Here is a 20,281-nt window from a genome sequence, read left to right on the forward strand (position 1 = left end):
GTCAGCGGACTGCTGGTGGAAACGCTGCGCGTGCGGGCCCACGACACCAAGGGGCCGATGCACACGCTATATGTGGCGAAGCCGCGGCCGCCTCGCCGCGACGCCTCAGCGCCACGCGGCGGTCCATAGCCAACGAACGAATCCCCGCGCGACGTGCACAAGCACACCGCGCGGGGATTCGTGGAGTCCTGAAACCGGAAGATCAGTCGCCGAAAACGGCGGCGTCCGGATGGGGCTGCTCGCTGCCGTAGGTGACCGAGCTTGGCGGTGCATCAGCGCCGAGGCGGGTGGCCATGGCGAACCCACCGAAGGTGAGGAAGCACACGGCGATCGTGAGAATGGCGCGGTTGATAACCTTCATCGCGTGCGCCTCGTGGGCGTCATCGCAGAGTTCGTTCCACATGAGTCGGGTGCCGGGTGAAGCGTGTTGAGGGCTGGAAACGGGACACTTCCTGTCCAGTATCGGCAGCCGCACCGGGAAATGGCAGTGCCGTCACCGGCACAGACTGTGACAAACGGCTCGCCCCTGTTTCGGAGCGAAAGGTCCACCGCCACGTCCCAGCGTGCGCCGTCGCGGACACGCTGTAGACTTCCCTTCATGTCCCTTCGCCTGTCCGCATCCCTGATCCTGATGGCCCTTGCCGGCCTTTCCCTTGGCGCGTGTCGCCGCGAGCGCCCCGAGCCGGTCGTGCTGACGGTCGCCAGCGGGACCGAGCCGGTCTGGTCGGTGGAGGTACGCTCCGATCTCGTGCAGTTCAGCCGGCCGGGCGCCGACAGTGCCTTCTATCCGTACACGCCACCGGATTTCGACGCCGACGGTCGTGCGATCTACCGCAGTAAGCGCTTCGGCGCGGACCCGCTGCTCACGTTGGTGATTGAGCGCAGCGAGTGCCGTGACGGGGCGTCGGAGCGACGCTATCCGGGCAGCGCCGTGCTCACGCGCGGTGACTCCACGTGGCGAGGCTGCGCCACGGTCGTCCCCGACTCCGTCGAGGCGCGCTAGCATGCCGGCGGCGGTAGGTTCGGGCACCCTGATCTATGCCAAGGATCTCGCGTTGTTGGCCTCGTTCTATCGCGTACTGCTGTCGATGTCCGAGGTGCATGCCTCCGACGAGTTGGTGGTGCTGCGGTCGTACGACGGGCGCTCGTACGACGGGCGCTCGCTACAGTGCGAGCTGATCGTGCACCGGATCCCCGCGCACATCGCCGAGACCATCGTCGTCGCATCACCGCCGGTGTTGCGTGAGGACACCGCGATCAAACCGTTCTTCAGCGTGGCGAGCTTTGTGGAGGCAGCGGCCCACGCCACGAGCATGGGCGGCGGCGTGTTCGGCCCGCAGTATGAGGGGCCCGGCTTTCGCATCACCAATGCGTATGACCCCGAGGGGAACATCATCCAGTTGCGTGAGCCCATTGACGGCGATCGTATCGCTCCGTGATGTCGACCGCCAACCCGAGCGTCGTGCCATGACCGTCAAGGCCCCTCGGTAACGCGGGCCGGGTCGCGGCCCCCGAGCGACCTCGGTATGCTTCGGGATGGTGATCCTGTGACCGCATCCGACGATACGCCCCGCGACCCCGGCCCGAGCGCCGACACGTTCCGCGATGACCTTCGCGCCGCCACCTCGCTGCTCGAGCAGGTCATCGCGGATCGTTCGCGGCTGGTGCACGTGCCGTTCGAGGAGCGTCAGCGCTTCCTCGATGCGGTGGGTCAGGTATTTCATCCGGATGCGCGCGCCCGCCGCTCGATGGTGAAGGCCACCACCAAACAGCGGAAGCTCGACGCGGCCCGTCGCGACGATAGCGTGTTGCAGGAAACGGGCATTCGCGAGTTGCGCCGCAAGCCGGTGTTCACCACGCCCAATGTGTATCTGCTGGGCGACGCGGCGTCGGGCACGTCCAGCGATGCGTCGCGCGAGGATGACGCGCCCGAAGCGATCGTGCCGCAGCATTGCTATATCTGCAAGCAGAAGTTCACCACGATCCATCACTTCTACGATCAGATGTGTCTCTCGTGCGGTGACTTCAATTTCGCCAAGCGCACGGAGCTGGTGGACCTGAGCGGACGCACCGCCTTGCTGTCGGGTGGCCGCGTGAAGATCGGGTATCAGGCGGGGCTCAAGCTGCTGCGCTGCGGGGCGCGTCTGCTGGTGACCACGCGGTTTCCCCGCGACTCGGCCATGCGCTACGCGGCGGAGCCGGATTTCGACGCGTGGAGCGATCGTCTGGAGGTCTTCGGGCTCGACCTGCGACACACGCCGAGCGTCGAGGCGTTTTGTCGTGAGATCACGCATACTGAGTCGCGGCTGGATTTCATCATCAACAACGCCTGCCAGACCGTGCGCCGCCCGCCCGCGTTCTACGCGCACATGATGGACGGCGAGTCGGCCGCCGCCAGCACGCTATCGAAGGCGGCGCGCAAGATTCTGGGCGCGTACGAAGGGCTTCGCGGTGCCCAGCTGCTTCCCGATCCCGATGCGGGTAGCAGTGCGGCCGTGGTGCAAAGCGGTACCGCGCTGGGTCGCGTGGGGATCACGCACGCCGCCGCGCTGTCGCAAGTGCCGTTGGTGCCTGACGACATGCTGGTGGCGCACCAGCTGTTCCCGGCAGGCAAGCTCGATCAGGATCTGCAGCAGATCGATTTGCGTGAGCGGAACTCGTGGCGCCTGCTCATGGACGAAGTGCCGAGTGTGGAGCTGCTGGAAGTGCAACTGGTGAATGCGATCGCGCCGTTCCTGATCAATGCGCGGCTCAAGCCGCTCATGCTGCGCACGGACAATCGTGACAAGCACATCGTGAACGTGTCGGCGATGGAAGGGCAGTTCTATCGCAACAACAAGACGACGCGGCATCCGCACACCAACATGGCCAAGGCCGCGCTCAACATGATGACACGCACGTCGGCGGCGGACTATCAACAGGACGGCATCCACATGAACAGCGTGGATACCGGCTGGGTGACCGACGAGGACGTGGCGGAGATTGCGGCGCGGAAGGTGGAGAACCACCGCTTCCACCCGCCGCTCGATATCGTGGACGGCGCGGCACGCATCGTCGATCCCATCATTGCGGGTGTGGCGAGCGGTGCGCACGTGTGGGGACAGTTCCTCAAGGACTACGCGCCGACCGACTGGTAGCCTCGATCGGCGCGCGCGTTACTACCCGGCCATGATGCCGCCGTCGGCCGGCAGCGCCACGCCGGTGAGAAAACTCGACGCGTCGGAGCACAGGAACAGGGCGACCTCGGCGATCTCGTCGGGCGTGCCCATGCGGCCGATGGGTTGCAGCTTGGCGTAGGACGCTTCGACGGCCGGGTCGTTCTTCGTGATGCGGTGAATCATGTCGGTGACCACGGCACCCGGGCAGATCGCGTTGACGCGAATGTGCTGTGCGGCGTACTCCAGCGCCGCCGCCTTGGTGAGACCGATCACCGCGTGCTTGGAGGCGGTGTACGGAGCGAGCGTGGCGAAGCCCTTGAGTCCCGCTACCGACGACATGTTCAGGATCACGCCACCACCGGACGTGGCCATGTGCTTCAGCGCCGCTTGCATCCCGAGGAACACGCCGCGGAGGTTCACGTCGATCACCCGGTCGAACTCCGCGATGTCGTATTCGCCGATGGCGACGTTGGCGCCCTCGATCCCGGCGTTGTTGACCATGATGTGCACGCCGCCGTAGATGTCGAGCGCGCGGCGGAACAACAGGTCCATGTCATGGTCCATCGACACGTCGGCCCGTACGAAGACGGCCTGACCGCCGGCCGCCACGATGCTCCCCACCAGCTCCTGGCCGTGCGCCGTGTCTCGATCGGACACGACGACGCGCGCGCCTTCCGCGGCGAAGCGGATCGCGATCGCGCGGCCGATGCCGTTCGCCCCGCCGGTGACGATCGCCACCTTATCGGGCAGGATGCTCATATTGGACTCCTGGAAAGAGTGACGGAGATGCGGCGTTCGCCATGTCCTGCTCCAGCGCCGACACCCGCGTCAGCACCGGGACCACACTGTCGGGATTGAGTGAGATCGAGTCGATCCCCGCCTTCACCAGAAACTCCGCAAACTCCGGATGATCGCTCGGCGCCTGCCCGCAGATGCCGACCTTGCAGCCGACGTCGTGCGCGTCGGCGATCAAGCGCTCAATGGAGCGCAACACCGCCGGATTGCGCTCGTCGAAGAGCGCGGTGAGCAGCGCATTGTCGCGGTCGACGCCCAAGGTGAGTTGCGTGAGATCGTTGCTGCCGATGCTGAAGCCATCGAAGCGGACACCGAACTCCTTCGCCAGAATGACGTTGCTGGGAATTTCGGCCATCACGTATATCTCGAGTCCGGCGTCGCCGCGAACCAGCCCGTGCTTGGCCATCTCGGCGAGCACGAGGTCGGCTTCCTCGAGCGTGCGGCAGAACGGAATCATGACCACGACGTTCTTCAGCCCAAGGTGCTCGCGCACGCGACGAATGGCTTGGCACTCGAGTCCGAAGCCTTCGCGATAGCGGTCGCTGTAGTACCGGGACGCGCCGCGGAACCCGAGCATGGGGTTCTCCTCGTGCGGCTCGAAGGCGCGCCCGCCCAACAGCCCCGCGTATTCATTCGTCTTGAAGTCGCTGAAGCGTACGATCACCGGATGCGGCCACTGCGACGCGGCGATCACGCCGACGCCCACCGCCATACGATCGACGAAGTAGTCGGGGGCGTGTTCCCACCCGGCGGTGAGCGCGGCGATCTTCGCGCGCGCGTCGGCGTCGGCTTGCTCGGGGTGGAGCAGCGCCATCGGATGCACTTTCACCATGTGTTCGATCACGAACTCGATGCGCGCCAGGCCGACGCCGCGCGCGGGCAGCCGCCACCATCGCATCGCGGCCTCGGGATCGGCCACGTTCAACATGATCTGCGTGCGCGTGGGGGGCAGCGCGGTGAGATCGACGATCGTCTCATGCCACGGGATCGCGCCGGCATACACGCGCCCTTGCGGCCCCTCGGCGCAGCTCACGGTCACCGTGCTGCCGTCGGCGAGCGCGGTGGTGGCATTGCCGCAGCCCACGATGGCGGCGATGCCCAGTTCGCGGCTCACGATGGCGGCATGACTGGTGCGCCCCCCGGCGTCGGTCACGATCGCCGAGGCGCGCTTCATGAGCGGTACCCAGTCGGGATCGGTCATGCGGGCCACCAGGATACCGCCGTCCTCAAATCGCACCGCCTCGGCCATGCTGCCTAGCACGAACACCCGCCCGCTGGTGATGCGCTGCCCGACGGCCACACCCGTCACCAATGGGTCACCCGTGCCATCGAGCGTAAACGTGGTGAAGTCCGCCGCCCGCTCGCGGGCACGCACCGTTTCCGGTCGCGCTTGCACGATGAACATCTCGCGCGTTTCGCCGTCGATGGCCCACTCGATGTCCATCGGCATGTCATAGTGCGCTTCGATCGTGGCACACCAGCGCGCCAGGGCGAGTACCTGGCCGTTGTCCAGCACCGCACTCGCACGCTCGGCGGGACTGGTGTCGACGTTCGTCGGCGTGCCGTGCTCGTCGAGCACCATCTTGATGAGCTTGGAGCCGATCGTGCGGTCGAGAATCGGAGTCACCGTGGCGTCATTGAGCAGCGGTTTGAATACGCGCCACTCATCGGGGGTGACGGTCCCTTTCACGACGTTCTCGCCCAGACCGAAGGCGCCGTTGATGACCACGAGATTGCGGAAGCCCGTCTCGGTATCGAGCGTGAACGCCACACCGGCCGCTCCCCGATCCGAGCGCACCATGCGCTGCACGGCGACGGAGAGCGCCACCTTGAGAGGGGGATAGCCGTGCAGGGCCCGATACGTGATGGCGCGATCGGTATAGAGTGAGGCGAAGCAGCGACGTACGGCGTCGAGCAGGGCGTCCGCCCCGATGACGTTCAGGAACGTCTCCTGCTGCCCCGCGAAGCTCGCATCGGGGAGATCCTCGGCCGTGGCCGAGCTTCGCACGGCGACCGGCACGTTGTCGAGGCCGCCGCGTCGATTCAGTTCGACGTAGGCGGCGCGAATCGCTGTCGCCAGCGCGTCGGGGAGGGCGCCCGCGGCGATCGCGGTACGGATGGTCCGCCCCACCTCGGCCAGCGGAGCCCCGGCGTCGAGGCGGGCGAGCTCCGCCTGCATGAGGGGCTCGAGCCCATTGTGGGTGAGGAAATGCCGGTACGCGTCGGCGGTGATCGCGAATCCCCCCGGTACGCGGATGCCCGCGCTGCCGAGGTTGCGGATCATCTCGCCCAGCGAGGCGGTCTTCCCGCCAACGCTCGGCACGTCGGTGCGCGCAATGTCTTCGAACCAGCGGAGCATGACACCTCAATTCCAGGGACAGGGAAGTATTCGCGATCAGGTCCGAACTGATCGAGAGGGCATTCCCTGACACGGGGTGGTGTCGCGCACGGCGGGCACGCTGCGTAGAGTTGAGCAGTCGTCGGCCCGTCCTCTCTCCCGCCCCTCCCCATGAACGTCCTGTTTTCCACTCTCGCCCTGTCCGCGCTGCTCGCGGCTCCGCTTGCGGCTCAGGCCGGTGCCCGTCGCGCCGCGCCCAGCACGCGCGCGATCACGGAAGTGTCCCTTACGCTGGTCGATACGGCAGCGCAGCGCGCGGCCGGCAAGCCGGCCCTCATGCGCATCGACTACGGCCAGCCGCACCTGCGTGGCCGGAAGATCAACACGGACAGCCTCGTGCCGTTCGGCACGGTGTGGCGTCTCGGTGCGAACGCGGCCACGCTGTTCACCACCGATGTGGACCTGACCATCGGCGGCAAGGACGTGCCCAAGGGGCGCTACGTGGCGCAGGTGCTACCGGCCCGCACCGGATGGACCTTGATCCTGCAGGCCGAAACCACCGGCGCGGCGTCGGTGGGCGTGACCCCGTACGACGCCAAAAAGGATGCGGCGCGCATCGAGTTGCGTCAGAGCACGATCGCGACGCCGATGGAAAGCCTTTCGATCTGGCTCGTGCCGTCGACCGCACCCGGTGCACAGCGCGGTGAGCTACGCATCGGATGGGACACGGTGCTGCTGACGACCGAGTGGGTGGTGCGCTAAGCGAGCGCCACGGCGCATCTCACGCCCGGTTCACCGTGGCGTGGGATGCACCCGGCGACGGTCCTCGAGGCGCCGTAGCGAGTCGAGGCGCGCAGCGATTCGCGGCTCACGCGCCACTACATCGGTCCGCTCGCCGGGATCTGCTTGAAGATTGAACAATTGCATGGTGTCGCGGTGCCACACGCCCTTCCAGGCGCCTTCGAGCACCGCCGACTGCACGCGGTCGGGCGAGTACCACACCTGGTACGGGCGGAGCGACATCGTCCCCGTGCCGGTGAGCGCCGGCAGGAATGACCGGCCACTGATGTCGCGCGGGGGCGTACGCCCAGCCGCCTCGACGAGCGTGGCGTGCAGGTCGGTGAAGTCTACGCGGCTGGCTGACGTGCTCCCTGCGGTGGTGCGGCCCGGCCAGTACACCACGCTCGGCACGCGCAGCCCGCCGTCGTACAAGTCGCCCTTGAAGCCGCGATAGTTCATGGTGCCGTTGAACCATCGGCCTACGGTATCGGTACCGCCATCGTTCGCGCGACGCAGGAAGGTGGCGCCGTTGTCGGAAAGAAATACGATGAGTGTGCGCTCGGCGATGCCGAGGGAATCCAGCAGCGAGCGGAGACCGCCGAGGTCCTCGTCGAGTCGCGACACTTGCGCCGCATAGCTCTTTTTTGCTTCGGGCCAGGGCTTGGAGGCGTACGCGCCCAGCGACGGAATCTCGTAGCCGCCGTCGGCCTGACCGGGGCTGCCTTCGTTGTTGATGTGCGGGAGATTCGTGGCCCAGTACAGGAAGAACGGCCGATCGCGATGCGAGCGCACGAAGCGGAAGGCGCGATCGCGGATCAGCGTGGGCGCGTAGTCGAGACGCGTGGTCGCGCGTCCGGCCCCCATGCGCCCGGCCTTCGGCACGACGTTGCGCGTGCGCACGGAGTCGGTGCCGCTCAGCAGCCATTCCGGATAGAAATTGTGCGCGTGCACCTGGTCGCGATATCCGAAGAACTCGTCGAAACCCTGCGCATTTGGCCAGCTTTCCGGCTCGCTGTCCCAGCTCAGTCCCCACTTGCCGAACAACCCGGTCACATAGCCGGCGTCGTGCAGGCGCTCGGCCAGCGTCACGTCGGCCGCGCGCAGAAAATCATTGTCGTTGTCGTCGAGACGGCAGGTGCCGTTGTGCAGCCCCGTCATGAGCGAACAGCGCGCCGGCCCACACACGGCCGCGCTGGAGCGGAACTCCGTGAAGCGCAGCCCCTCGCGCGCGAGCCGGTCGATCTGCGGCGTCGTGATCTCCTGCTGTCCCCACGCGCCGACTTCCCCGATGCCGAGGTCGTCGGCGAGCAGGATCACGATGTTCGGGGGGAGGGCCGCTGCGGACGACCGCGGCGGCGTGCTGCAGGCACTCGTGCCGAAGGCCGTCGTACCGAAGGCGACGGCGGTAAGGACGGCGCGCGTGCAGCGGGCGAGGCGCGACCACGAACGGACCGGGGGAGTGGGAGGCATGCCCCAAGGTGGGTCGCTCAGCGCACCACCGCTACTGCGACCGTGCTCCCCTTCTCGAGCTGACGCACCCAAGTGATCACCGCACCATTCGACGAGGCGGCCAACGCCGGGTACCACTGGCCCGCGCCGGCGTCGGGCGCCGCGACCGGTGTGAAGCTGACGGCGCCGGCCGCGTTCACCGTGGCGCGGGCGAGCCCAACGCGACGCGTGCCGTCGATGACCTCATCCCACGCCACCAGTGACGCGCCGTTCGGCAGCATGACGATTTGCGGATGCGACGCCGGCCCACGCGTGGGCACCCGCGTGCGGGGGGTGAACGACTTGCCGTCGCGCGACACCGCGTAGTAGATCGACAACGCCATGGCATCTTTCGCTGTGGCGTTCTGGCCCTCGGCGGTAGTTGGCCACACTACGTGCGCGCGCTGCGACGCGTCGATGGCCATGGCCGGCCCGTTATCCGGGCAGCCGTCGAGCTTCCAGTGGTCGTCGCTCACGCGCAGCGGTGTGGCAAAAGTGCGACCGCGATTGGTTGACATCGTGAAGGCGATGTCGCGCTCTCCACTGGGATATACGTGACGCCATGCCGCGTACACGGCATCACCCGCCACGGCCAGCGCGGTTTTGCAGCAATAGCAGACGCTGCGCGCAACGGACAACGTGGTGGCGCGGCCGGCGCCAGCGGGCAGCGACGCGAACATCAGCTGCGACAGCGCCGCGCGCTCGGTGGGGTCACCCGTGGGCATCACCATCGGTGCCGGCGTCGCACCACGCGCCGATGCCGCGCTATGCTGATGCGCCCCATCGGCGGCGATGAGATCGCGATGGTCGAGCCACAGCACCGACACGCGGCCGGTGGCGTCCACCGCGACCGACTCCCATCCGCGTGACCCTTCACTGTCGCTGCCGGGCACCGGCGTGCTGGCCGAGTAGGTACGGCCCCCGTCGAGCGATCGCGCACTCAGCAGCTTCCACGTCGTGCCGGCCTTGGCCGTCCATACAATCACTATCTCCGGCGTGGCACCGCGACGCGGCACCAGCGCGATGCGCGGCGGTTCCTCGCCGCTCACGCGCGCCTCGCCGGCCACGCGATTCACCTGCACTGGAGCGCCGAAGGTAGCGCCGCCGTTGATGCTGGTGGCTACGAAGATGTCCATCGACGAAATCGTAGCGGCCGAGAACGCGACGGCGACAAACGCGCCGCTCGCAGCCACGGTAGGATTTGCCCCCGTACGATCGGGTACCGAGAGGGTCGTGACCGACGTCTGCGCCGGCAACGTCGTGCTCGTGAGTAGCAACGCGCCGATCGTGGCGGCGCGGACGAATCGAAGAGCGATCATCGTTCGAGGGGTTGGAGTCTGCGCGAGGACCGTCATTCAGGATGCCATCGCGCGCCGCACGGCGGCGGCGAGGGTCGTGTCGCCGCGTCGGAACGCGCCGATCATGCGAAAGCGAATCACGCCAGCGCGGTCGATCACGAACGTCTCGGGCACGCCGACGGTGAGAAACTTGAGTGAGAACTGATGATCGGGATCGAGCCAGATCGGATACGTCATACCCTGTTCCGTGGCGAAGTCGCGCACGTCAGCGCCCATGCCGGCGGCGTCGATGCTCACGCCGATCGTCTTGAGTCCCTGCGCGCCATACTGGCGGTGCAGGGCCTCCAGCTGCGGAATCTCTTCACGACAGGGAATGCACCACGTGGCCCACACGTTCAGCACCACCACGCTGCCCGAGAGCGCGGCCAGGGTGACTGGCGTGCCCTCCAGCGTCATGGCGGTGAACGCCGGCGCCGCGGCACCGAGCGCCGGTGCGCGCGGTGCGGTGCGACGTTCGCACGCCGAGAGTGACACACCGGCCAACAGCGCGATCAGTCCCGCGCGTACGAAGGTCGTCATGGTTGGAATCCTAGAAGGTGTACTTCAGCGTGCTGGAATACGTGCGCTGGGGAAACGGATGAAACACGAAGTACTTCCGGTTCAACAGATTGTCGGCGCCGACGGAGGCTGACAAGTGCGTACCCAACCGATAGTTCACATGCGCGTCGGCCACGAACCAGCCGCTGAAGCCCTGAAACACATTGGGGTTAACGTCCACGTTGTCGAGCGTCGCGAACACGGCGTCGCTGTATCGGCCACCCACCGAGATCGCGAGCTTGGCCGCCGGGCGATACGTCGCAATGAAGTTTGCCCGCCATTCCGGAATATTCGGCAACTGCTTGCCGATCGCGGCGTCCGCTGCTGCGGTGGCGCTGGCACGCCCCGAGGTGGCCAGTGTACGGGCGTCCAGGTACGTGGCACTGCCCGACAGCTCGAGGCCGCGAACCAGCACATCGTGTTCGGACAGCACCAGTTCAGCGCCGCGCGCGCGTACGCGATCCACGTTGGAGATGAACGAGTAGAGCGTCTGTGATCCCGGGACGAGTGGCTGGAACTGCGAGATGATCGCATCGCGTACATCGTCGTTGAACAGGGCAAGCTGCACGCGACTGCGCGCAAACGTACGCTCGATGCGCAGTTCGCTCGCCAGCACGTTATCCGGCTTGAGATTCGGATTCGGCGCCGTGAAGGTGACGCCTGTCGTCACGAGCTGAAACAACTCGGCCGCCGTGGCAAACCGATAGGCCTTGCCCACCGAGCCCGTCAGCGTCCACGCGGGAGCGATGTTCCACCCGAGCGTCGCCTTGGGCGAGAAACGCGTGGCATTGACTACCGGCTGCGTCACGCGCGTCGTGCCGTTCACGTTCAGACCGTCAAAGGCCCGCCACTGCTCGTAGCGACCACCAACTGTCAGCCGGAGGGTGGGCGAGAGGCGCCAGTGATCCTGCACCCACAGCGCCGACGTGCGGGTCTTGCCATCGCCTTGTGATGCCACGGTCCCCAACACCGGGTTGGCGACGGTCCAATTCGCCGTGTTGAACGTGGAGTTCGCGAGATTGTACTGGTCCACGTGCGCACCGAAGCTGACGGTGTGTGCGGCCAGCGTACCCCCCTTGTGCCACGAGGCCTTCACATCGGCCGTACGCCACTCGGTACCCGAGAGCACCGCCACGCGCCCGGCATCGCCAAACGTCGGTGTCGCGGCCGACGCCGATGTCGGAAAGCGCTGGCGGTCGGTGTCCATGCCGTAGCTGGTGCCGATCACCTCGAAATCCCAGTCTCGCTTGGTGTCGGTGCGCACCGAGAGGCTCTGCGCGTTGTGCTGCTGCAGCAGTCCGTAGTTGCCGCTCGCGAAGCCGGCCAGTCCGGCGAACGTTGGCGCGCCGGCGCGGTTGAGATAGCTGTCGACGCCGGAGTCGGCGTCATTCTGCCAGAAACCGTACGTGTAGGCGGCACGGATGGTCGGCGTAAAATCGTACGAGACCTTGATTTTCGCGTTCGTCATTTGCGTCTGCAACAGTCCGGTCGCGCCCAATACGTTGGCGGCTGCATCCACGCGATTCTTCGCCGCGAATCCGCCGGTCGTGTTGGCCGGGAACGTGGCGCTGGTGACGTACGAGAGCGGCTGGCTCTTGCTGTCCTGATAGTTGCCACTGAGCGACACCGTCAACTTGCCGAACCGGTTGGCCACTCGCGCCGACGTTTGCGACGTGCCGTACGTGCTATTCGTGCCATACAGATCGAACGGCATCAGCGACTGCGTCTGCGCGATACTGCCTTCGAACTTTTCCGGAAGCTTGGTGGTGATCTCCATGACCGCGCCCATCGAATTCCCGGGATACGCCGCCGAGAACGGGCCGTACATCATGTCGACGCGCTCGATCTCTTCGGGGGCCACCAGGCCCCACCGTGGTCCGCCGATCGTGTTGTTGTTGGCAATCAGCGCTGAGAGGGGAACGCCATCGGCGAACACCAGACTGCGTGCGCTGGAACTCACCCCCCACACGCGCGTACCCATCACGGCTTGGGTGTCGCCGTTGTTTCGCTTGCGGATGAACAGGCTGGGCAAGTACTTCACCGCGTCCGGTGTGTCCATCATGTTCACGGTTTCTTCCACGCGCGTGGCCGTGATGCTGGCGCTCACCGGCATCGTGAGGCGGGTGAGTGCGGGGCGCGTATCGCGGTCGGCGGTCACGCGGAGGCCGCCGAGGGTGGTCGCGCTGTCTCGGCCGGTGGAGTCCTTGCCCACGGGCTTGGTCGGCTGGGTCTGCGCACGGGCGGTGCCGGCGACCAGCAGGGCGCCGAGCAGGGTAACGAGCTTCATAAACGGGATCGGGATGAGAGCACGTGCATTCTCCCCGCGCTCGAACCATCACCACGACACGCCAAGGGCGATCGCTGTGCGGGAGCAGTCGGGAATCACGCGAAAGGGCGACCCACGCGGCCGGCCCCCGAGGGGGCCAGTCGCGTAGCGTCGAATGCGTCAGGGACGAGCGGGTACGGCGGGCCGGGGAGGCCCTAGGCGCGTACCGGGGTCGGCGGGCCGTTCGCGAAGGGCAGCGCGTGCGCTGGCCGCAGCGGGATGTGCGACAGGGTCACGGCCGCGGCTGCGCTCGCTTGGTGCGAGAGGTACACCGCGATGGTCACGTCGGCCTGCTGGAGCACGGCCGCGGTCATGGTGGAGCACTGCCCCAGGCAGGTGCAGCACGAATGCCCGTCGTGCTCGGGGTCGGCGGTCTGCGCGCCGGGTGCGCTCGCTGACGGCTCGGTGCTCGCCGTGTGGGCCGCGTGCTCGTGATGGGCCGCGCTCGTCGCGACCTGTACGGGCGCCGCCGTCGTGGCCGGCATCCCCGAATGCATGGCACAGGCAAAGAATCCGGCTGGCTCGATGAGCGCAGTCGAGAACCAGACCGCCCAGAGGCTGATCAAGACTCGGTACCAGATGGGATGCCGCATACCGCTCAACGGTACTTCACACCGACACGCTGTGGAAGATCGGTCCCGATTGCCGGGGTTGCCCACGACCGCCCCTCGCGTCATGCGCAAGCCGAGATCGCAACCGGGCAGTAGTTTAGCCCGATGACCGATCTCTCCCGCCGTGACTTGCTCGCGGGCGCCGCTGGATTCCTCGGCGGTGCCGCCCTCGCTGGACTCCCGCTCGCCGCCGATGGACAGGGGGCGGCCGCCCCTGCCGCGGCGGGCGCCGCGCCTGCTCCTCCGCCGCCGCGCCCGGTGGCCCCCCTCGATGCCACCAAGATGCCCGGTGCGCCCACGGCGGCGCTGGGGGCGCGCTCGGAGTACTTCGCCCCCACGCGCATCCCCAACGGCACGCCGGTTGGCAGTTCGCGCACCCCGCTGCAGGATCTCACCGGCACGATCACGCCGAGTGACCTGCACTTCGAGCGGCACCACGCCGGCATTCCCACGCTCGACCCCGAGCGGCACACGCTCACGATTCACGGGCTCGTGGATCGTCCGATGTCCTTCACGGTGGACGACATCAAGCGCTTTCCGCAGATCACCCGCACGTATTTCATCGAGTGCTCGGGCAACGGCGGCGCCGGCTACCGCGACCCGAAACCCGACACCACGCCGCAACCGCTCGCCGGCTTGTTCAGCACCTCGGAGTGGACCGGTGTGCCGCTGGCCACGCTCTTTCGCGAAGTGGGGGTGAAGCCCGACGCCACCTGGTTCCTTGCCGAAGGTGGCGATGCGTGCAAGCTGGCCCGCTCCATCCCGATCGCGAAAGCGTGGGACGATGCCATGATCGTGTGGGCGCAGAACGGCGAGCCGCTGCGCCCGGCGCAGGGCTACCCCATGCGTCTCCTGCTGCCCGGGTTCGAAGGCAACAGCAATGTGAAATGGCTGCGCCGACTGGAGCTTGGCACGAAGCCGTGGATGACGCGGTGGGAAACGTCGAAGTACACCGACCCGCTGCCCGATGGCACGGCGCGCATCTTCACCTTCGAGATCGACGCCAAGTCGGTGATCACGTCGCCCTGCTATCCCAACACCATCCCATCACACGGATGGCGCAGTGTGAACGGCCTTGCGTGGAGTGGACGCGGTCGCATTACGCGCGTCGAAGTGAGCGTCGATGGCGGCACGACGTGGCACGATGCCGAGTTGCTGAACACGCCGCAGCCCAAATCCACCGTGCGTTTCCAGTACATGTGGAACTGGCAAGGCGCCGAGGCGACGCTGCTGAGTCGCGCCACCGATAGCGCCGGCTACGTGCAGCCCACGCGCACTGCGATGGTCGCCGAGCGCGGCGAGTACACCGACTACCACTACAATCAGATCATCGGCTGGAAGGTCGATCGCAGCGGTGCCGTCACCTTCCACGGAGAGACCTGATCATGCGTATTGCAGCAGCACTGGTAACGGTGGCCTGTCTCGCGGCCTGTGGCGGTGGTGCGAAGGCGACCGCCGATGCCACCAATGCGTCGTTCGCGTCGTATGACGCCGGGGCGGTGCCGGGCGGGCCGGGCGCCAAGGCGTCATACGGGTTGGGACATGCCGCCGCCGATTCCGCGATCGCGGCGATGAATCAGGACATCGGCCAGGATGGAGCGGAGCTCCCCGCCGGACGTGGCACGGTGGCGCAAGGGGCCGTCGTCTACGCGGCCCAATGTGCGCAGTGCCACGGAGCCAAGGGCGAGGGAATGCCGACCTTTCCCAAGCTGGTGGGGCGTGATTCCGCCGGTGCTCCCAAGCCGGAGTTCCAGTTCGCCACGACCAACAAGACCAAGACGATCGGCAACTACTGGCCGCATGCCACCACGGTATTCGACTACATCAAGCGGGCGATGCCCTTCGCCACGCCGGGTTCGATGACCGACGATGAGGTATACGCTGTGACCGCGTACCTGCTGTCGGCCAACGCCATCATTCCTGACACGACCACGCTCGATGCGGCCACGCTGCGAGCCGTCCGCATGCCGGCGCGCGACCACTTTGTGCCGGACAATCGCAAGCCCAACGCCGCTGCGAGAGAGTGAAACATGTGAAGCGCGCTCCCGCCCACGCCGTGGCGCATCACCGGCGCGGGATCATGGCGCGCTTCGCCGCGATGCGGCTGGCTGGCGCGAGTGCGTTGGCGTCGGTGCTCGCGGTCGTGGGGCCGGGGTTGCTGGCGGGGCTCTCCGACGACGATCCGGCCGGCATCACGACGTATTCGATTCTCGGCACCGAGCATGGCTATCGGCTGCTCTGGATCATTCCCGCCTCCACGGTGCTGTTGGTGCAGTTCCATCTGGTGGCGGTACGCATCGGCGCGGCCACGGGCAAAGGGTTCGTGGCGCTCGTGCGCGAGCGCTGGGGGCGGGGCTGGGGCTACGCGGCGGTGCTCGGGCTGCTGTTCGCCAACTTCGGCACGATCTGCGCCGAGTATGCCGGTGTGGCCGCGGCCGGGTCGCTCATCGGACTGCCGGCGTGGCTGAGCGCGATCACGGCGGGGACGCTGATCACGCTGGTCGTGGTGCTGGGTTCGTTCGCGCGGGTGGAGAAGGTGCTGCTGGCCATCTCGGCCACGCTCGCGCTGTACGTGGTGGACGGCATTCTGGCCGGCCCGGTATGGGCGGAGGTCGCCTACGGGTCCGTCGTGCCGCGCCTGCCGCTGAGTCGTGACGGCTGGATCGCCCTCGCGGCCTCGCTGGGCACAACGCTCGCGCCGTGGGGGCTGGCCTTCATTCAATCGTACGCCGTGGACAAGAAGATCACGCTGGCGTCGCTGCGCTGGGAGCGGGTGGACGTGGTCGTGGGCTCCGTACTCACCGGCGTGGTCGGACTCGCCATCGCCGTGGCCTGTGCGGCCACGCTGCACAAAGCCGGTGTGCACATCGTGGACGCTGGTGACGCGGCGGCCGCCCTGCGCCCGCTCGCGGGATCGTTCGCGACGCTCTTCTTCGGCGTTGGCCTCTTGGGATCGTCGCTGCTGGCGGCGGCGATCGTGCCGATCGCGACGTCCTACTCGATCGCAGAAGGCGTGGGCGAGCCGGCGTCGTTGGACCTGGACTCGAGGCATTTCCATTGGTTCTATGCCGCGTTCGTTGGGCTCACCGTCGCGGGCGTCAGTGTCGTGGCGCTGCCTGGGCTTCCACTCATTCCGCTGATCTACAGCAGTCAGGTGGTGAATGCCGTGGTGCTGCCGCTGCACATTGTCGGCTTGTTGCTCTTGGCAGGGAATGCTGAGATAATGGGCGAGGCGCGCTCGTCGTCCATTTCGCGCACGATGGGCTGGATGAGTCTCGCGCTGGTCTTGGCGTGTCTCGGCGGCATGGCGTGGAGCTGGATCGGCTAGCGCTTTCGTATCATCACCTTCGCTCCGCTCGGAATGTCTTCATCGATGTCGTCATCACGTCGCCTGCTGCGTGCGGCGGTCCTCCTGTCGGGCGTCTCGCTCTTCGCGGGTATCGCCCAGGCCCAAGACGCGCCCAAGCGCCCGTATGAAGTGGCCGGAGATTTTTCGCTTGCCGCCAGTCAGGGTAACCAGCAAGTGACCACGGTCGCGCTCGGTCAGCGTTACAGCTACAAGTTTGCACACTGGAAGTTCTCGCAGAGCGCGGCCGTGCTGCGCGGTACGGCGAATGGCGTGCGCAACGCGGAGCTGTACCAGCTGTCGCTGCGCGGCGACCTCGACATCACCAAGAAACTGACGGCGTACCTCGGCGCGTCCGGTCTGCGGAACACCCCGGCTGGACTGAATAGCCAGGTGCAGGAAGGGTTTGGCCTCGGCTACCAGTTCGTCGATACGGAACGCGACAAGCTGCAGCTCTCCCTGGGCCTTGGCGCGCTGCAGCGCAGCTTCGTGGGAGGTGCCGCGTCGCAGAACGACTTTGTCGGCAACGCGAGTGGCAACTATCGCCACGACTTCTCCAAGACGGCGTACCTCGAGCAGACCGCCACGTTCACGCCGAACTTCAGTGCCAGCGACGCGTGGCTGCTGACGGCCAAGTCGGCCGTGGTGGCGCCGCTGTCGGCGCGCTTCGGCATCAAGGTCGGCTATCTCGTGAACTTCAACAACGCGCCGCCGCTGCTGCCGCCGGTGAAGGGTGTGGCCCAGACGGTGCGTTTCAAGAAGTTCGATGGACTGCTGACCACGGGCGTGCAGTTCACCTATTGATGTGTCCCACCCGTCGATGCCCGGCGCCAACGCCTCCGCGCGCCACGGCGTGAGGAGGCGGCACACCTTGCGATCAGGTGCCTCACTTACAGCGGCCGACGCACACGCGGTGCGCGCGGCGCGCGCCGCGCAGAATGCGGCGATTGTCGCCGGGGACCTCGACGCGGTGATGTCGTTCTGGACCGAGGACATCACGTGCGTCGCGCCCTTGGCGGCCCGGTGGCCGGCCGTGCAGCCGCTCGCGTAGCGTTCGAGCTGCCCGTTGGCGCGGCGGCTTCGACGCCACGCATTCTGTACCAGAGAATCCCCAACGAGGTCGAGGTCGGTACGCCGTGGCCGCTCGCCTTCGAGTCCGGCGAATGGGAAGGCCGCGACGGAACGCGTGATGGCCCCGTCATTATCGGTGGCCGGTATTCCGCACAGTGGGTCAAGCGCGACGGCCGCTGGCTGATTCGCTCCGAGGTGTTCGTCGCGCTCACCTGCTCCGGGGTTGGCTGTTCGCTCGTGGCGGTGCCGTAGCTCAGGCACGAAGCGAGGTGCGTGGTCCGTGTGGCGTAAGGGAAACGCTGGTTCCGGTCATGCGCGCGCGGTTGCACCGTACCCGGTACGATGCCTACCGGATTGCAACGCTCTCTTGGCGCCTTCGCGGTGGGCGTCTCGCTGCTCGTGTCGCTGCTCGGTGCAGCGGCGACGCTGGGCAGTGCACCCACCGCCGTGCCGAGACGTCCGCGCCTGTTCGCGCCCGCCACGCGCGACCCGATCGCGCGGCTGCAGGCCCAGCTCGATGCCGGTGAGGTCACCCTCGCCCATGACTCGCTCCTCGGCTACTTGCCGGCGCTGCTGAAAACGCTGCACATCCCCGTGTCGTCGCAGGGGCTTGTGTTCTCGCGCACCAGCCTGCAAACCGACAAGATCACGCCGTGGTCGCCGCGTGCCATCTACTTCAACGACGACGTGTACATCGGCTACGTGCAGGAAAGCACGTTTCTCGAGATCGCCACCGTCGATCCGGTGCGTGGCGCGATCTTCTACACGATCAGTCAGGAGCAGCGGGCGCGTCCGGTATTCTCACGCGAGACGACCACCTGCCTCATGTGCCACCAGTCGCGCTCCGCGACCGGCGGCGTGCCGGGGTTCATGGTGATCTCGACCCTGGCCGACCGGTACGGCTACCCCGTGGTCGGCATGCACGATGGCAGCACCACCGACGCCACCCCCATGAAGCAGCGCTTCGCGGGATGGTATGTCACCGGCTCGGCGGGCGCTCGGGGGCACGCCGGCAACGTGTACTCGCCGAAATTGGCGCACGAAATCACCGACAAGCCGGCGTATCGCGCGCAGCTCGACATGAACGCGGAGAGCGGGCGCCGCGACCTCACGGGGAAGTTCGATGCGGCGCCGTATCTGTCGGCGCAGAGTGACATTGTGGCGCTGATGGTGCTCGTGCATCAAACCACGGTGCACAACCTGATCACGGCGGTGCACGAAGCCGCACCCGATGCCGTCTTCGAGGATTCGATGTCGCGCGTGCGTGGTCGCGATACGACCTCGCGTGCGATGCTCGGCGGTGGGTCGGCCGCCCGGCTGCGCCGTGACGTCGAGAAGCTGGTGCGCGCCATGCTGTTCGTGGGCGAAGCGACGCTCGACGGTCCGGTCATGGGCACTACCACGTACGCGCAGGACTTTATGAAGCCGGGACCGCGTGATGCGAAGGGGCGGTCACTGCGCGACCTCGATCTCACCACGCGGCTCTTCCGGTATCCGCTCAGCTTTCTGATCTACTCCGACAGCTTCAACGCACTGCCTGATTTGGCGAAGGGAGAAGTGTACCGGCAGCTGCGTGCGATTCTCACTGGCACTGACCCGAGTCCGGAGTTCGCGCGGTTGCACCCCGGTGATCGCGCGGCGATCCTGGAGATTCTCGCAGCAACGAAGCCTGATTTTCCGCGCTAATGCGTGAGGCCGTACACCACGTAGTTGGTGGCGAACTTGTAGGCGTCGTTGGAGAAGTTCACGGGGTACCAGCCCTCTCCCGACCACTCCATGTAGTCGCCGATATCGTTGTTGTAGTTGATGATCACCTGCAGCCGCTTGGTGGGATCGTTGTCCTCGTAGATTCCGAGGTATTCCGCCTTCGCCAGCGGCGTGGCCGGATGCGTCATCCCTTCCAGTGTCTTGATCTGAAAGAACGCGTTGAACACCGGATGTGACACGTCCATCGGTACCATGCGCGCGTTCGGTAGCACCGACAGCATCGCCTTCTCGAACACGGCCCACTGCCGGTCGAAATAGAAGTCATCGACGATCAGGAAGCCGCCTTTCTGAATCCAGCGCCGGAGCGCTTCGGCTTCCTGTTGTGTGGGAATCCAGTAACCGGGCTCGGTGAGATAGGCGATCGGATAGTGACTGAGCGCCGGATCGTCGAGCACGTGCACGTTGCTGGCCTTCTTGTGCAACCGTAGCGTGGAGAGATCGCTCAGGATCGTCATGAAGTTTCGCTCCATCTGCGGATAGTCCGCACTCCAGGCCATGCGATACCCCTGCGTGTAGCGCAGCCGTACGAACGTGAAGCGACCGTCGTAGGGCACGTTCGGCTCGATCATAAACCGCTGACGCTGCGACCAGGCGAGCGGCGCGGCCATGAGTAGCAGCGCAAGCGTGGTGAGCGCGTATCGGATCGACCGTCGGAACCGCGGAGATGGATTCACCCTGTCTCGCTCTGTCGTGGCCATAGGAGATG

19 protein-coding genes are annotated in these 20,281 nt (G+C 66.6%); 10 read left to right on the forward strand and 9 right to left on the reverse strand.

The genetic code is table 11. The features are described from left to right. Positions 1–202: 202 nt before the first annotated feature. Complete coding sequence (locus tag ACIRA7_RS07465) at positions 203–361, reverse strand: hypothetical protein (RefSeq protein WP_396220223.1); 159 nt, start codon at positions 359–361, stop codon at positions 203–205. Between the two features lie 237 nt (positions 362–598). Between ACIRA7_RS07465 and ACIRA7_RS07470 the strand changes: the two genes are divergently transcribed. The 3 genes from ACIRA7_RS07470 to ACIRA7_RS07480 all read left to right on the forward strand — a co-directional run bounded on the left by ACIRA7_RS07470 (position 599) and on the right by ACIRA7_RS07480 (position 3,137). After that, complete coding sequence (locus ACIRA7_RS07470) at positions 599–1,003, forward strand: hypothetical protein (RefSeq protein WP_396220224.1); 405 nt, start codon at positions 599–601, stop codon at positions 1,001–1,003. 1 nt (position 1,004) lies between these two features. Further along, positions 1,005–1,439, forward strand: coding sequence for a glyoxalase/bleomycin resistance/dioxygenase family protein (locus ACIRA7_RS07475; RefSeq protein ID WP_396220225.1), 435 nt, complete (start codon positions 1,005–1,007; stop codon positions 1,437–1,439). Between the two features lie 87 nt (positions 1,440–1,526). Next, positions 1,527–3,137 (forward strand): SDR family oxidoreductase, encoded by a 1,611-nt coding sequence (locus tag ACIRA7_RS07480; RefSeq protein ID WP_396220226.1) that lies wholly within the window; start codon positions 1,527–1,529, stop codon positions 3,135–3,137. A gap of 21 nt (positions 3,138–3,158) precedes the next feature. Here ACIRA7_RS07480 and ACIRA7_RS07485 read toward each other — a convergent pair whose 3' ends face one another. Beyond that, positions 3,159–3,917 (reverse strand): SDR family NAD(P)-dependent oxidoreductase, encoded by a 759-nt coding sequence (locus ACIRA7_RS07485; RefSeq protein ID WP_396220227.1) that lies wholly within the window; start codon positions 3,915–3,917, stop codon positions 3,159–3,161. Next, positions 3,898–6,312 carry a phosphoenolpyruvate synthase gene (gene ppsA, locus ACIRA7_RS07490; RefSeq protein ID WP_396220228.1) on the reverse strand — a complete coding sequence of 805 codons (2,415 nt, stop codon included), beginning with the start codon at positions 6,310–6,312 and terminating at the stop codon, positions 3,898–3,900. Before ppsA ends, ACIRA7_RS07485 begins: the two co-directional genes overlap by 20 nt. A 150-nt stretch (positions 6,313–6,462) precedes the next feature. Between ppsA and ACIRA7_RS07495 the strand changes: the two genes are divergently transcribed. Beyond that, complete coding sequence (locus ACIRA7_RS07495) at positions 6,463–7,053, forward strand: DUF2911 domain-containing protein (protein WP_396220229.1); 591 nt, start codon at positions 6,463–6,465, stop codon at positions 7,051–7,053. 30 nt (positions 7,054–7,083) lie between these two features. Here the strand turns inward: ACIRA7_RS07495 and ACIRA7_RS07500 are convergent, their stop codons facing one another. The 5 genes from ACIRA7_RS07500 to ACIRA7_RS07520 all read right to left on the reverse strand — a co-directional run bounded on the left by ACIRA7_RS07500 (position 7,084) and on the right by ACIRA7_RS07520 (position 13,373). Then, positions 7,084–8,541, reverse strand: coding sequence for a sulfatase-like hydrolase/transferase (locus ACIRA7_RS07500; RefSeq protein WP_396220230.1), 1,458 nt, complete (start codon positions 8,539–8,541; stop codon positions 7,084–7,086). Between the two features lie 17 nt (positions 8,542–8,558). Beyond that, a complete protein-coding gene (locus ACIRA7_RS07505) occupies positions 8,559–9,878 on the reverse strand; it encodes a hypothetical protein (RefSeq protein ID WP_396220231.1) in 1,320 nt (439 codons plus the stop codon). 36 nt (positions 9,879–9,914) lie between these two features. Beyond that, the gene (locus tag ACIRA7_RS07510; RefSeq protein ID WP_396220232.1) at positions 9,915–10,436 is read right to left on the reverse strand and encodes a TlpA disulfide reductase family protein; all 522 of its coding nucleotides are present in this window, start codon (positions 10,434–10,436) and stop codon (positions 9,915–9,917) included. 10 nt (positions 10,437–10,446) lie between these two features. Next, positions 10,447–12,741, reverse strand: coding sequence for a TonB-dependent receptor (locus ACIRA7_RS07515; protein WP_396220233.1), 2,295 nt, complete (start codon positions 12,739–12,741; stop codon positions 10,447–10,449). A 194-nt stretch (positions 12,742–12,935) separates the two neighbouring features. Continuing rightward, on the reverse strand, positions 12,936–13,373 hold the full coding sequence (locus ACIRA7_RS07520) for a hypothetical protein (RefSeq protein ID WP_396220234.1): 438 nt from the start codon (positions 13,371–13,373) through the stop codon (positions 12,936–12,938). A gap of 123 nt (positions 13,374–13,496) precedes the next feature. Between ACIRA7_RS07520 and soxC the strand changes: the two genes are divergently transcribed. The 6 genes from soxC (at position 13,497) to ACIRA7_RS07550 (ending at position 19,494) form a co-directional block, all read left to right on the forward strand. Next, the gene (gene soxC / locus ACIRA7_RS07525) at positions 13,497–14,774 is read left to right on the forward strand and encodes a sulfite dehydrogenase (protein ID WP_396220235.1); all 1,278 of its coding nucleotides are present in this window, start codon (positions 13,497–13,499) and stop codon (positions 14,772–14,774) included. Positions 14,775–14,776: 2 nt separating this feature from the next. Beyond that, positions 14,777–15,418 (forward strand): c-type cytochrome, encoded by a 642-nt coding sequence (locus ACIRA7_RS07530; protein ID WP_396220236.1) that lies wholly within the window; start codon positions 14,777–14,779, stop codon positions 15,416–15,418. Positions 15,419–15,423: 5 nt separating this feature from the next. Next, positions 15,424–16,719, forward strand: a complete 1,296-nt coding sequence (locus tag ACIRA7_RS07535) for an NRAMP family divalent metal transporter (RefSeq protein ID WP_396220237.1) — start codon at positions 15,424–15,426, stop codon at positions 16,717–16,719. Positions 16,720–16,764: 45 nt separating this feature from the next. Continuing rightward, positions 16,765–17,541, forward strand: a complete 777-nt coding sequence (locus tag ACIRA7_RS07540; RefSeq protein ID WP_396220238.1) for a YdiY family protein — start codon at positions 16,765–16,767, stop codon at positions 17,539–17,541. A 195-nt stretch (positions 17,542–17,736) separates the two neighbouring features. After that, entirely contained in the window at positions 17,737–18,060 is a 324-nt protein-coding gene (locus tag ACIRA7_RS07545) for a hypothetical protein (protein WP_396220239.1), read from the forward strand. Between the two features lie 90 nt (positions 18,061–18,150). Beyond that, entirely contained in the window at positions 18,151–19,494 is a 1,344-nt protein-coding gene (locus tag ACIRA7_RS07550) for a hypothetical protein (RefSeq protein WP_396220240.1), read from the forward strand. Here ACIRA7_RS07550 and ACIRA7_RS07555 read toward each other — a convergent pair. Beyond that, complete coding sequence (locus tag ACIRA7_RS07555; RefSeq protein WP_396220241.1) at positions 19,491–20,249, reverse strand: DUF4159 domain-containing protein; 759 nt, start codon at positions 20,247–20,249, stop codon at positions 19,491–19,493. The genes ACIRA7_RS07550 and ACIRA7_RS07555 overlap by 4 nt on opposite strands. Positions 20,250–20,281: the final 32 nt, after the last annotated feature.

Origin of the sequence: Gemmatimonas sp. (assembly GCF_044376735.1) — a bacterium.
In the GTDB taxonomy this organism is placed as follows: Bacteria; Gemmatimonadota; Gemmatimonadetes; order Gemmatimonadales; family Gemmatimonadaceae; genus Gemmatimonas.